Here is a 13287-nt window from a genome sequence, read left to right on the forward strand (position 1 = left end):
AGCTTCAAGCGCGTTGCAACAGCATGGCGTCGCCATAGCTGAAGAAGCGGTAGCGCTGCTCGATGGCGTGCGCGTACAGCGAGCGAATGTGATCGAAGCCGGCGAAGGCGCTCACCAGCATCATCAGCGTGGACTGGGGCAGGTGGAAGTTGGTGACCAGCCGGTCCACCACGTGGAAGTCGAAGCCCGGCGTGATGAAGATGTTGGTGTCGCCGCTCGTCTCACCACTGCGGGCCCAGCTCTCCAGCGTGCGCACGGTGGTGGTGCCCACGGCCACCACGCGGCCGCCGCGCGCGCGGCAGTCGGCGATGGCCTGGAGTGTTTCGGCCGGGATGGCGTAGCGCTCATGGTGCATCACGTGGTCGGCAATGCGCTCGACCTTCATGGGCGCGAAAGTGCCCGCGCCCACATGCAGCGTGACGCTGGCGCGCTGCACGCCCCGCGCCTCCAGCGCGGCGAGCAGCGCATCGTCGAAATGCAGCGCGGCGGTGGGCGCAGCCACCGCACCCGGCACACGCGCGAAAACGGTCTGGTAGCGACGCTCGTCGTCGGCGCTGTCGGTGTGTTCGATGTACGGCGGCAGCGGCACGTGGCCGTGGCGCGCCATCAGGTCGTAAGGCGTGTCGCCCGCCGGGCCGAGCAGCCGGAAGCGGAAGAGCTGGCCGTGCTCGTCGGGCCAGCGGCCGAGGAACACGGCGTCGAACCCGCCCCGGCCCAGGCCTCCCGCCATGTGCAGCCGCCCACCTTTCAAGGGCTTCTTGCTCACCCGCAGATGTGCCACCACCTCGTGCGCCGACCCGTCGCTGGCCTCGTGCGGCAGCAGCACGCGCTCAATCAGCATCTCCAGCTGGCCGCCCGTGGCCTTCTGCCCGAACAGGCGCGCCTTGATCACTTGTGTGTCGTTGAACACCAGCAGGTCGCCGGCATCGAGCAAGCCGGGCAGCTCGCGGAAGATGCGGTCCACCGCAACCGCACTGGTGCCGTCGAGCAGGCGCGAGGCGCTGCGTTCGGGTGCGGGGTGCTGGGCAATGAGCTCGGGCGGGAGCTGGAAGTCGAAGTCTGCGACGCTGAATTCGCGAGCAACGGAGGAAAGGGGAGTGTTCATGCTGCTTGAGGGCCGTACAAAGCCCGTGCCAAGTGAATCGGGAAGAGGGATGGAACCGGGCAGAATTGTCCCATGCCCGAACCCACCCCCGAACGCAAGCCACTGTCTGCCCCGCAGAAGGCCTTGCACAAGCTCGGGCTGGTGCGCGACATCGATCTGGCCCTGCATCTGCCGCTGCGCTACGAGGATGAGACCCGCATCGTGCGGCTGCGAGATGCCCGAGACGGCCAACTGGCGCAGATCGAAGGCACCGTGACTCGCAGCGAGGTGAGCAACCGGCCCCGCCGCCAGTTGCTCGTGACGCTGGACGACGGCAGCGACACCTGCACCCTGCGCTTCTTCACCTTCTACCCCACCCACCAGAAAGCGCTGGCCGTGGGCGAGCGCGTGCGGGTGCGCGGCGAGTTGCGCGGCGGCTTTCTGGGCTGGACCATGGTGCATCCTGCCTTCCACGCTGCGGGCGGCGAACTGCCCGATGCGCTCACGCCGGTCTACCCCACCAGTGCGCAGTTGCCGCAGGCTTACCTGCGCAAGGCCGTGGCCAGCGGCCTGAACCGCGCCGATCTGGGCGAGACGCTGCCGCCCGAACTGCTCAAGGGCTTGCAGAGCGTGGTACGTACCCCCTGGGGCCTGCGCGAATCCTTGCGCTACCTGCACCACCCGGGGCCTGATGTGTCGCTCGATGCGCTCGAAGACCGCAGCCATCCGGCCTGGCAGCGCCTCAAGGCCGAAGAACTGCTGGCGCAGCAGCTCTCGCAGCACACCGCCAAACAGGAGCGCGCCCAGTTGCGCGCGCCGGCCCTGTCTGCCCGAGCCGGCGGGCTGCAAGAGCAATTGCTGGCGGTGCTGCCCTTCAGCTTGACGCGTGCCCAGCACCGCGTGGTCGAAGAGATCGCACGCGATCTGGCGCGTCAGGTTCCCATGCACCGCCTGCTGCAGGGCGATGTGGGGTCGGGCAAGACCGTGGTGGCCGCTCTCTCTGCCGCTGTTGCCATCGACGCGGGCTGGCAATGTGCTCTGATGGCGCCCACCGAGATCCTGGCGCAACAGCATTTCGCCAAGCTCATCGGCTGGCTCGAACCTTTGCTCGCGCCGCTGGGAAAGCGGGTGGCCTGGCTCACCGGCAGCCAGAAGAAAAAGCAGCGTGGCGAGATGCTTGCGCTGGTGGCCAGCGGCGAAGCCGCGCTCGTGGTGGGCACGCACGCCGTGATCCAGGAACAGGTGCAGTTCCACCGCCTGGGGCTGGCCATCATCGACGAGCAGCACCGCTTCGGCGTGGCACAGCGGCTGGCGTTGCGGGGGAAGATGGGTTCGAGCGCTGACGGTCCCTCGCAGGAGCCTCACCTGCTGATGATGACCGCCACCCCCATCCCGCGCACCTTGGCCATGAGCTACTACGCCGACCTCGACGTTTCCACCATCGACGAGCTGCCACCTGGCCGCACGCCCATCGTCACCAAAGTGGTGGCCGACAGCCGGCGTGCCGAGGTGATCGAACGCATTCGCAGCCAGGTGGAGCAGGGCAGGCAGGTGTACTGGGTGTGCCCATTGATTGAAGAAAGCGAGGCGCTTGATCTCTCGAATGCCACCGCCACCCACGCCGAACTGAGCGAAGCCTTGCCCGGCGTGCTCGTGGGCCTGCTCCACTCCCGCATGCCGGTGGCCGAGAAGAAGGCGGTGATGTCGCTGTTCACCGGAGGCCAGATGGGTGTGCTGGTGTCCACCACGGTGATCGAAGTCGGCGTGGACGTGCCCAACGCCTCGCTGATGGTGATCGAGCACGCCGAGCGTTTTGGCCTGAGCCAGCTGCACCAGCTGCGCGGCCGGGTCGGGCGCGGCGCCGCGGCCTCGGCTTGCGTGCTGCTGTACACACCGCCCGATGGCGGGCGCCTGGGCGAGACCGCGCGGGAGCGCCTCAAGGCCATGGTGGACACCAGCGATGGGTTCGAAATCGCACGGCGCGATCTGGAGATACGCGGTCCGGGTGAATTTCTGGGCGCTCGCCAGTCGGGGGCGCCCCTGCTGCGATTCGCCGACCTCGCCACCGACACCCACCTTCTCGAATGGGCTCGACAGGCCGCACCGCAGATGCTGGCACGACATCCGGATCTGGCCGAAAAACACATTGCTCGCTGGCTGGGCGGCAAGGCCGAATTCCTGAAAGCCTGAGTGTTTGCCCCAAATGGGATTTGTGGAGCGAAGTCGCAAGCGCAGAATATGGCCCCATGACGCTCACCGAACTCAAATACATCGTCGCGGTCGCGCGTGAGCGGCACTTCGGCAAGGCGGCCGAGGCCTGCTTCGTTTCCCAGCCCACGCTCTCGGTGGCGATCAAGAAGCTGGAAGAAGAACTCGAACTCAAGATCTTCGAGCGCAACGCGACCGAGATCAGCGTGACGCCACTGGGCGAAGAAATCGTGCGCCAGGCACAGACGGTTCTGGAGCAGGCGGCTTCGATCAAGGAAATCGCCAAGCGCGGCAAAGACCCGCTGGCCGGGCCGCTGCGGCTGGGCGTGATCTACACCATAGGCCCCTACCTGCTGCCCGATCTGGTGCGCCACGTGATCGACCGCACGCCGCAGATGCCCCTGATGCTGCAGGAGAACTTCACCGTCAAGTTGCTGGAGCAGCTGCGTCTGGGCGAGATCGATTGCGCCATCCTGGCCGAACCGTTTCCCGACACCAACCTCGCCATTGCGCCGCTCTACGACGAGCCTTTCATGGCCGCCGTGCCGCACACGCATCCGCTGGCCAGCCAGAGCCACATCACCAACGAAGAGCTCAAGCGCGAAACCATGCTGCTGCTGGGCACAGGCCATTGTTTCCGCGACCATGTGCTGGAGGTCTGCCCCGAGTTCGCGCGCTTCTCCAACGACACCGAAGGCATCCGAAAAAGTTTTGAAGGCTCCTCGCTGGAGACCATCAAGCACATGGTGGCCGCAGGCATGGGCGTGACGCTGGTGCCGCGCCTGTCGGTGCCCAGCTCGGCGCTGGACGGGGCCGCCCGCCCGGGGCAGGATTTCGGCGATTCCTCCTACGTGCGCTACCTCCCGTTCAAGGGCGAAGCGCCCACCCGGCGCGTGGTGCTGGCGTGGCGGCGCAGTTTCACGCGCTACGAGGCCATCGCCGAATTGCGCAACGCGATTTATGCCTGCGAGTTGCCCGGCGTCAAACGGCTTTCTTGAAGCGCTGCTTAAACTTCCAGCTTTCCTTTCCTTTCTTCTTCAGGAGCACTTTCCATGGCCAGATCCCCCGCCAAAACCCCTGCTGCGCCCGCCATCAACATCGGCATTGGCGAAAAGGACCGCGCTGCCATTTCCAAAGGTCTGTCGCACCTGCTGGCCGACACCTACACGCTGTACCTCACCACACACAACTTCCACTGGAACGTGACCGGGCCCATGTTCAACACGCTGCACGCGATGTTCATGACCCAGTACACCGAACTCTGGGGCGCGGTGGACCCGATCGCCGAACGCATCCGCTCGCTGGGCCACCCGGCACCGGGTTCTTACGCCCAGTTCGGCAAGCTGGCCTCGGTGCCCGATGCGCCCACCACGCCACCCAAGGCGCTGGAGATGGTGCGCATCCTGGTGCAGGGGCATGAGGCCGTGGCGCGCACCGCGCGCGGGCTTTTCCCGCTGGCCGACAAGGCCGGCGACGAGCCCACCGCCGACTTGCTCACGCAGCGCCTCACGGTGCACGAGCAGACCGCCTGGATGCTGCGCTCACTCCTTGAGGAATAAGCTCGCCCTCTACCTCGACCTGATCCGCTGGAACCGCCCGGCGGGCTGGTTGCTGCTGCTCTGGCCGTCGCTGGGCGCGCTGTGGATTGCGGCGGGCGGGTTCCCGGGCTGGCACCTGCTGGTGGTGTTCGTGCTCGGCACCATCCTCATGCGCAGCGCGGGCTGCTGCGTCAACGACGTGGCCGACCGCGAGTTCGACAAACACGTCAAACGCACGGCGCAACGGCCCGTGACCTCGGGCCAGGTCTCGCCACGCGAGGCACTGGTGGTGGGCGCGGTGCTGGCGCTCGCCGCCTTCGGCCTGGTCCTCACCACCAACCCGCTTACGGTGCAGATGTCGTTCGCGGCACTCGCCATCACGCTCATCTATCCCTACGCCAAGCGCTTCGTCTCCATGCCGCAGGCGGTGCTGGGCGTGGCCTTCAGCTTCGGCGTGCCGATGGCGTTTGCGGCCGTGCAGGCGCAGGTGCCGCTGCTGGCCTGGGTGCTGCTGGTGGGCAATCTGTTCTGGGTGCTGGCTTACGACACCGAGTACGCCATGGTCGATCGCGACGACGACATCCGCATCGGCATGAGAACGTCAGCCATCACGCTCGGCCGCGCCGACGTGCCAGCGGTCACCGCGTTCTACCTGCTCTACCTGGCCATCTGGACGGTCGCACTGTGGGCGCGGGTGAACGCCTGGGTGTGGGGCGGCATGCTGCTGGTGGCGCTGGCCCAGGTGGCCTGGCACTTCCAGCTCATCAAGGACCGCAGCCGCGACGGCTGCTTCAAGGCCTTCCGCTTGAACCACTGGCTCGGGTTCACCGTGTTCGTCGGTGTGGTGGTGAGTATTGCGGCGATCTAGCTGCCGAACTCGCGGCCCAGTTGCTCCGCACGTTTTTGCGCCGCAAACAAGGCTTCTTCAAACTTCGCTTTGACGCCTGCAGATTCCATCGAGGTCAGCGCCGCGTAGGTCGTGCCACCCTTGGACGTGACGCGCTCGCGCAGCGTTTGTGGAGGGTCTTCGCTTCGCTGTGCCAGCGTGGCCGCACCCACGAAAGTCCCCACGGCGAGCTGGTAGGCCACTTCGGGTGGCAGGCCCATGCGGGCGCCGGCGTCGCGCATGGCCTCCAGGAAATAGAAAACGTAGGCTGGACCGGAGCCCGACAGTGCGGTCACGGCGTCGAGCTGTTCTTCGGTCGCCACCCACACCAGTTCGCCGGTGGTCTTGACCACCGTCTCCACCAGCGCGCGGTCGGCGGTGCTCGCGCCGTCGCGGGCAAACAGCCCGGTCATGCCGAGGCCGACCAGCGCCGGCGTATTGGGCATGGCACGCACGATGCGTTGGGTCTGCAACCAGGCCGAGATGCTGTCGCTGGTGATGCCCGCCGCCACGCTCAGGTGCAACGCGCCGGCCAGATGAGGCTGGCTGGCCAGCGCGGCGGCCTTGAAGGTTTGTGGCTTGACCGCCCAGACCACCAGATCGGAGGGTTCCTGGAGCCCGTTGCTCTCGGCCAGCAGGCTCACACCGGGAAATTGCTGTGCGAACTTCGCGCGTTGCTCGTCGAACGGCTCGACCACCTGCACGGCGCTGGCCGGATGACCCTGGCGCAGCAGGCCGCCAACGATCGCGCTGGCCATGTTGCCGCCGCCGATGAAGGTGATGGTGGGTGAGGTAGGCGTGTTCATGCGGCTATTGTCGGGTGGTCTGCCGCACGGCCCGCTCCCATTGCGCCATCTTTTCCTGAGCCTGATCACGCGGCATGCGGGGTTTGAAGGTCCGCTCGGCGCGCCACTGCGCCGCCAGTTCCTCCGTTCCGCTGTACACGCCGGCATGCAGACCCGCCAGATAGGCGGCACCCAGCGCAGTGGTCTCGATCACCTCCGGCCGCACCACCGGAATGCCCAGCAGGTCGGCCTGGAACTGCATCAGCAGGTCGTTCACACACGCGCCGCCATCCACCCGCAGCTCTCGCACCGGCACGCCACCCGCGGCCACCGCGTCGCGGCTCATGGCTTCGAGCAGGGCCGCGCTCTGAAAGGCGATGCTCTCCAGCGCCGCGCGCGCAATGTGGGCCATGGTGGTGCCGCGCGTGATGCCGGTGATGCTGCCGCGCGCGTCGGGTTGCCAGTAGGGTGCGCCCAGGCCGGTGAAGGCCGGCACCAGCACCACGCCGCCAGCATCTGCCACGCTTTCGGCCAGTGCCTGCACCTCGCTGCTGGCTTCTATGGCCTGCAGCCCGTCCCGCAGCCACTGCACCACCGCACCGCCAATGAACACGCTGCCCTCCAGCGCGTACTGCGGCGCGCCAGCGGCCTGGGCGGTGGCGGTGGTGATGAGGCCGTTCTCGCTGGTCTGGAAGCGCTCGCCGGTGTGCATGAGCAGAAAGCAACCGGTGCCATAGGTGTTCTTGGCCATGCCGGCCTGATAGCAGGCCTGGCCGAACAGCGCGCTCTGCTGGTCGCCGGCCACGCCGCCAATCTCCAGTGGCGCACCCAGCCATTCGGCTTTCATGCGGCCGAAGAGGGCGCTCGAAGGCAGGACCTCGGGCATGAGGCTGCGCGGGATGTCCAGCAGCGCCAGCAGTTCGTCGTCCCACTGGCGGGTGTGCACATTGAAGAGCATGGTGCGCGAAGCGTTGCTCACATCGGTCACGTGGCGTTCGCCACCCGTCAGGTTCCAGATCAGCCAGCTGTCCACGGTGCCGAAGGCAAGTTCGCCGCGCTCGGCCTGCGCGCGCGCGCCCGATGCGTTGTCGAGAATCCACTTGAGTTTGGTGCCGGAGAAATAGGCGTCAATGCGCAGCCCGGTCTTTTGCCGCACGGTGTCCTCAAGGCCTCTCTCGCGCAGCGCAGCGCAGGTGCCTTCGGCCCGGCGGTCCTGCCAGACGATGGCGTTGTACACGGGCTCGCCGGTCTTGCGGTTCCACACCAGCGTGGTCTCGCGCTGGTTGGTGATGCCCACCGCCTGAATCTGATCGCCGCGCAGGCCGGCCTGGCGTAGCGCCTCGCGAGCGGTCTCCAGCTGCGTCTGCCACAGGTCGTGCGGGTTGTGTTCTACCCAGCCAGGCTGCGGGTAGATCTGGGCGAACTCACGTTGCGCCATCGTCACCACGCGGCCCGCGCCGTCGAACACGATGCTGCGCGAACTGGAGGTGCCCTGGTCCAGGGCAAGCAGGTAGGTCATCTCGGTTCTCGCGGGAAAGAAAAGACCGGAGGCCTCAGGCCTTGACGGTGAAGTCGCCGGCAATCACACACTCCACGTTGCCCAGCACCAGCAATTCGTCGAAGGGCGGGGGCGGCGGCACGTCGGTGAAGATCACGTCCAGGTCGTCCAGCCGGGCCAGTTCCACCATGGCGGGGCGGTTGAATTTGCTGTGGTCGGCCGCCAGCCAGACCTCGCGCGATTGTTCAACGATGGCGCGTGCGACCTTTACCTCGCGGTAGTCGAAGTCGCGCAGCGTCCCGTCGGCCTCGATGCCGCTGATGCCGATCAGGCCGATGTCGACCTTGAACTGGCGCATGAAGTCCACCGTGGCCTCGCCCACGATGCCCTGGTCGGCGCTGCGCACCTGGCCCCCCGCCACGATCACTTCGCAATCCGGGTGCGTGCTCATCAGCGATGCGATGTGCAGGTTGTTGGTGATCACCCGAAGGCCGCGGTGATGCTGCAGCTCGCGCGCCACGGCTTCAATGGTGGTGCCGATGTTCATGATCAGCGAGCAGCCGTTGGGCACCCGGCGGGCGACCGCCCGTGCGATGCGGGTCTTGGCATCGGACTGCATGGCCTGGCGCTGCCGGTAGGCAATGTTCTCGGTGGTCGAGCCCGGCTGCCGCACCCCGCCATGAAAGCGCGAAAGAAGGCCGGCCTCGGCCAGACGCTGCACGTCGCGGCGCACGGTTTGCAGGGTGACACCGAAGCGCTCCGCCAGGGTTTCGATCGTCTGCGGGCCGTGCGTGCGCACTTCATCTAGCAACTGGGTGTGGCGGGGATTGAGGTTCATGGGGAAAGGCGGCGGTGTCCCTCGAACATAACGGAATTTTATTTGGCACTGGTCAGGGTAAGTACCGAATAAAAAAGAACAGAAGCGAACAATAAAATCGCCGAAACGAAATTGGCCACCCGCTGGGTGTGCGGTTTATCACACAGGGACTCGAATGCAGCTTTCTCTGGAGCAAGTGGGCAAGACCGTGGGGCCTGCCGTCCACCTCTACCCGCAAAGCCTGAGCCTGGCGCCGCGCGCTGTCACGGTGCTGCTGGGCGCCACGCAAGCCGGCAAGACCAGCCTGATGCGCGTGATGGCCGGCCTGGACGTGGCCAGCACGGGCCGCGTGGTGGCCGATGGCGTGGACGTCACTCGCGTGCCGGTGCGCCAGCGCAACGTGGCCATGGTCTACCAGCAGTTCGTCAACTATCCCTCGATGACGGTCGCGCAAAACATCGCCTCACCCATGCGCTTGCGCGGCGAACGCGACATTGACCAGCGGGTGCGCGAGCTGGCCGAGCGGCTTCACATCGAGATGTTTCTGGATCGGCTGCCCGCCGAGCTCTCAGGCGGGCAGCAGCAGCGTGTGGCGCTGGCCCGCGCACTGGCCAAGCGGGCGCCGTTGATGCTGTTCGATGAGCCCCTGGTGAACCTGGACTACAAGCTGCGCGAGGAGCTGCGAGAGGAACTCACCCAGCTGTTTGCCAGCGGCGATGCCACCGTGGTGTACGCCACCACCGAGCCCGGCGAGGCGCTGCTGCTCGGGGGCTACACCGCGGTCATGGACGCGGGCGAACTGCTGCAGTACGGCCCCACCGCCGAGGTGTTTCACGCGCCACAGAGCATTCGCGTGGCCCGCGCCTTCAGCGACCCGCCCATGAACCTGATGGCTGCCGAAGCGGTGGAAGGTGGCGTGCGGGTGCAGGGCGGCGAGGTGTGGTCCCTGACCTTGCCGTCTGATGCGCCGGCGCGCCTCACGCTGGGCCTGCGCGCTGGCGGTCTGCGCGTGGTCGCGCGGCCCGGCGACGTCGCTTTGCCCGGGCGCGTCGAGCTGGCCGAGATCGCGGGCTCCGACACCTTCGTGCATGTGCACACGGCGGTGGGCGAACTGGTGGCCCAGCTCAGCGGTGTGCACGACTGCCCGTTGGGCGACCCGATCACGTTGTACCTGCAGCCCGCGAGCCTTTTCGTCTTCGATGCCGAAGGTCCGCTGGTGCGCTCGCCGGCCCGCCCGGGAAGGGTCGCCTGATGGCCCGCATCGAACTCGACCTGGCGCACGCCTACAAGCCGAACCCGAAGGCAGATGAAGACTACGCGCTGCTGCCGCTGAAGATGACCTTCGAGGACGGCGGCGCCTATGCGCTGCTCGGTCCCTCGGGCTGTGGCAAGACCACCATGCTCAACATCATGTCGGGCTTGCTGGTGCCGTCCACGGGCACTGTGCATTTCAACGGCAGGGACGTGACGCGCCAGAGCCCGCAGCAGCGCAACATCGCGCAGGTGTTTCAGTTCCCGGTGATCTACGACACCATGACGGTGGCGCAGAACCTGGCCTTCCCGCTGCGCAACCGCAAGGTGCCGGAGGCCGAGATCCGGGCCCAGGTGGGGCGCATCGCCGAGATGCTGGAGATGAGCCACCAGCTCGACCAGCGCGCAGCCAACCTGTCTGCCGACCAGAAACAGAAGATCTCGCTCGGCCGTGGCCTGGTGCGCTCAGATGTTTCGGCCGTGCTGTTCGACGAGCCGTTGACCGTGATCGATCCGCACTTGAAATGGCAACTGCGGCGCAAGCTGAAGCAGATCCACCACGAACTCAAGCTGACCCTGATCTACGTGACGCACGACCAGGTGGAGGCGTTGACCTTTGCCGACGAGGTGGTGGTGATGACGCGCGGCCGGGCGGTGCAGGTGGGTTCGGCCGAGTCGCTGTTCGAGCGGCCGGCGCACACGTTTGTGGGCCACTTCATCGGCTCGCCGGGCATGAACTTCCTGCCCGCGACGAGCGTACGCGGCGGCGTGGTGGTGCTGGAGCATCCGCTGGCGCTCACCAGCGGCCAGGTGCTGCCCGAAGGACCGATCAAGCTCGGCATTCGTCCCGAATACCTCGCGCTCGGCCAGGCCGGCGAGCCCAACACATTGCCCGCGAAAGTCAGTCGCGTGCAGGACATTGGCACCTACGTGATGGTCACCTGCGAAGCGGGTGAACACCGACTCAAGTGCCGGCTGGCGCCTGAGGTCACCGCGCCGATGGCGGGCGATACCGTGCACCTGCGGTTGCTGGGTCGGCACACCTGCTTCTACAAGGATGAGGTCCTCGTCGCATGAGCAACACAACCAAACCCGTGAACCAGAAAGCCTGGTTCCTCGTGCTGCCCGTCATCGTCTGCGTGGCCTTCTCCGCCGTGCTGCCGCTGATGACGGTGGTGAACTATTCGGTTCAGGATGTGCTGTCTCCCGATCGGCGCGTGTTCGTCGGCACCGAGTGGTTCGCGGCGGTGATGCGCGACGAGGAGCTGCATCTGGCGCTGTGGCGGCAGATCCAGTTCTCGCTGGCGGTGCTGCTGGTGGAAATTCCGCTGGGCATTGCGCTGGCGCTGTCCATGCCCGCGCAGGGCTGGAAATCGTCGGCCGTACTGGTGCTGGTGGCGCTGTCGCTGCTGATCCCGTGGAACGTGGTCGGCACCATCTGGCAGATCTTCGGCCGTGCCGACATCGGTTTGCTGGGCTACTTTCTGCAATGGGCCGGCATGGACTACAGCTACACCGGCAACCCGGTGCACGCTTGGTGGACGGTGCTCATGATGGATGTCTGGCACTGGACGCCGCTGGTCGCTTTGCTGGCCTTTGCCGGCCTGCGCAGCATTCCGGACGCCTACTACCAGGCTGCCAGCATCGATGGCGCAAGCAAGTGGGCGGTGTTCCGGTACATCCAGCTGCCCAAGATGCGCGGCGTGCTCATGATCGCGGTGCTGCTGCGCTTCATGGACAGCTTCATGATCTACACCGAGCCCTTCGTGCTCACCGGCGGCGGTCCCGGCAACGCCACCACTTTCCTCTCGCAATACCTCACCACCAAGGCGGTCGGCCAGTTCGACCTCGGGCCAGCGGCAGCGTTCTCGCTGATCTATTTCCTCATCATCCTGCTGTTCTGCTTCGTGCTCTACAACTGGATGCAGCGGCTGGGCACGTCGGAGAAGGAGCCAGGTCATGAATGACAAGCGGTTCAAGAAGAGGACGCTGTTCCTCTTCGCCTACCTGGTCTTTGCGCTGTTGCCCATCTACTGGATGGTCAACATGAGCTTCAAGACCAACCAGGAAATTCTCTCGTCGTTCACGTTGTGGCCGGCCGAGTTCACCTGGGCCAACTACCAGACCATCTTCACCGACCCTTCCTGGTACTCGGGCTACATCAACAGCCTGATCTACGTCGGCATCAACACGGTGATATCGCTCACCGTGGCCTTGCCTGCGGCCTACGCGTTCTCGCGCTACCGCTTCCTGGGCGACAAGCACGTGTTCTTCTGGCTACTCACCAACCGCATGACGCCACCGGCGGTGTTCCTGCTGCCGTTCTTCCAGCTCTACACCACGCTGGGCCTGATGGACACGCACATCGCGGTGGCCATGGCGCACCTGCTCTTCAACGTGCCGCTGGCGGTGTGGATTCTGGAAGGCTTCATGAGCGGCATCCCGCGCGAGATCGATGAGACCGCCTACATCGACGGCTACAGCTTTCCGCGCTTCTTCTTCACCATCTTCCTGCCGTTGATCAAGGCGGGCGTGGGCGTGGCGGCGTTCTTCTGCTTCATGTTCAGTTGGGTCGAGCTGCTGCTGGCACGCACGCTCACCAGCGTGAACGCCAAACCCATCGTGGCAACGATGACGCGCACCGTGAGCGCCAGCGGTATGGACTGGGCCACGCTGGCCGCCGCGGGCGTGCTCACCATCGTGCCGGGCGCGATCGTGATCTGGTTCGTGCGGCACTACATCGCCAAGGGCTTTGCCATGGGGCGTGTCTGAAACTTTGTGGGTCAGACCACGCGCAGCGTGCTCTGACCCCAACCGATTGGGGGATTTATGTTTAGTTGGATGGTCTGGACCACACCCGTGGCGGTGTTCTTCACCTGCATCGGGCTCATGCTGATCGGCATGACGGTGTGGGAAATCAAGTCGCCCACGGTCGAGCGCAAGGGCTTCCTGCCCCTGGTCACCACGCGTGGCGACCGCCTGTTCATCGGCCTGCTCGGCGCCGCCTACATCAACCTGGCGTTCATCGGTGTGGCGGGCTGGCTCACGCAATGGTTTTCGCTGGAGCAGGAGCCCAGCATCTGGTGGGCCTTCGTGGGATCCATGGGCTGGCTGTTGCTGGTGCTGCGAAAAGGCTGAATCTGTTTCTCGTTCCGGCATTCGGCCCATTGTTTCCCCGGGGCCGAGACCTGTCACACACCGGGGAAGCGCATCGCTAGAG

At 66.0% G+C, this 13287-nt stretch carries 13 protein-coding genes; 9 read left to right on the forward strand and 4 right to left on the reverse strand.

Translation table 11 applies throughout. The annotated features are described in order from the left end of the window. Positions 1-4: 4 nt before the first annotated feature. Positions 5-1105: a tRNA preQ1(34) S-adenosylmethionine ribosyltransferase-isomerase QueA gene (gene queA, locus CAP37_RS00480; protein WP_086122355.1), complete on the reverse strand. Its 1101-nt coding sequence runs from the start codon at positions 1103-1105 to the stop codon at positions 5-7. Between the two features lie 72 nt (positions 1106-1177). Here queA and recG point away from each other — a divergent pair, with 72 nt between their 5' ends. The 4 genes from recG to ubiA are packed head-to-tail and all read left to right on the forward strand — an operon-like array spanning position 1178 to position 5698. Further along, entirely contained in the window at positions 1178-3274 is a 2097-nt protein-coding gene (gene recG / locus CAP37_RS00485) for an ATP-dependent DNA helicase RecG (protein ID WP_086122356.1), read from the forward strand. A gap of 56 nt (positions 3275-3330) precedes the next feature. Continuing rightward, positions 3331-4290 carry a hydrogen peroxide-inducible genes activator gene (locus tag CAP37_RS00490; RefSeq protein ID WP_086122357.1) on the forward strand — a complete coding sequence of 320 codons (960 nt, stop codon included), beginning with the start codon at positions 3331-3333 and terminating at the stop codon, positions 4288-4290. A gap of 54 nt (positions 4291-4344) precedes the next feature. Then, complete coding sequence (locus CAP37_RS21855; protein ID WP_086122358.1) at positions 4345-4851, forward strand: Dps family protein; 507 nt, start codon at positions 4345-4347, stop codon at positions 4849-4851. Further along, positions 4841-5698 (forward strand): 4-hydroxybenzoate octaprenyltransferase, encoded by an 858-nt coding sequence (gene ubiA / locus CAP37_RS00500; protein WP_256926840.1) that lies wholly within the window; start codon positions 4841-4843, stop codon positions 5696-5698. Before CAP37_RS21855 ends, ubiA begins: the two co-directional genes overlap by 11 nt. Here the strand turns inward: ubiA and proC are convergent. From proC to CAP37_RS00515, 3 genes are read right to left on the reverse strand one after another with little or no spacing between them, the layout of a single operon-like run. After that, positions 5695-6522, reverse strand: a complete 828-nt coding sequence (gene proC, locus CAP37_RS00505; protein WP_086122360.1) for a pyrroline-5-carboxylate reductase — start codon at positions 6520-6522, stop codon at positions 5695-5697. The genes ubiA and proC overlap by 4 nt on opposite strands. A gap of 4 nt (positions 6523-6526) precedes the next feature. Continuing rightward, positions 6527-8020, reverse strand: coding sequence for a glycerol kinase GlpK (gene glpK, locus CAP37_RS00510; RefSeq protein WP_086122361.1), 1494 nt, complete (start codon positions 8018-8020; stop codon positions 6527-6529). A gap of 34 nt (positions 8021-8054) precedes the next feature. Continuing rightward, positions 8055-8837: a DeoR/GlpR family DNA-binding transcription regulator gene (locus CAP37_RS00515; RefSeq protein ID WP_086122362.1), complete on the reverse strand. Its 783-nt coding sequence runs from the start codon at positions 8835-8837 to the stop codon at positions 8055-8057. A 154-nt stretch (positions 8838-8991) separates the two neighbouring features. On the opposite strand from CAP37_RS00515, the gene CAP37_RS00520 reads away from it, so the two are divergent. Genes CAP37_RS00520 through CAP37_RS00540 form a run of 5 tightly spaced genes read left to right on the forward strand, consistent with a single transcriptional unit; the run spans position 8992 to position 13205 of the window. Continuing rightward, the gene (locus tag CAP37_RS00520) at positions 8992-10068 is read left to right on the forward strand and encodes an ABC transporter ATP-binding protein (protein WP_086122363.1); all 1077 of its coding nucleotides are present in this window, start codon (positions 8992-8994) and stop codon (positions 10066-10068) included. Next, positions 10068-11144: an ABC transporter ATP-binding protein gene (locus tag CAP37_RS00525; protein WP_086122364.1), complete on the forward strand. Its 1077-nt coding sequence runs from the start codon at positions 10068-10070 to the stop codon at positions 11142-11144. Before CAP37_RS00520 ends, CAP37_RS00525 begins: the two co-directional genes overlap by 1 nt. Beyond that, on the forward strand, positions 11141-12034 hold the full coding sequence (locus CAP37_RS00530) for a carbohydrate ABC transporter permease (RefSeq protein ID WP_086122365.1): 894 nt from the start codon (positions 11141-11143) through the stop codon (positions 12032-12034). The genes CAP37_RS00525 and CAP37_RS00530 overlap by 4 nt, the downstream gene beginning before the upstream one ends. Further along, positions 12027-12839, forward strand: coding sequence for a carbohydrate ABC transporter permease (locus tag CAP37_RS00535; RefSeq protein ID WP_086122366.1), 813 nt, complete (start codon positions 12027-12029; stop codon positions 12837-12839). The genes CAP37_RS00530 and CAP37_RS00535 overlap by 8 nt, the downstream gene beginning before the upstream one ends. A gap of 57 nt (positions 12840-12896) precedes the next feature. Further along, a complete protein-coding gene (locus CAP37_RS00540; protein WP_086122367.1) occupies positions 12897-13205 on the forward strand; it encodes a DUF2160 domain-containing protein in 309 nt (102 codons plus the stop codon). The last annotated feature ends 82 nt before the right edge of the window (positions 13206-13287 follow it).

It is taken from the genome of Hydrogenophaga sp. IBVHS1, from assembly GCF_002127265.1.
Classification (GTDB): Bacteria; Pseudomonadota; Gammaproteobacteria; order Burkholderiales; family Burkholderiaceae_C; genus Hydrogenophaga.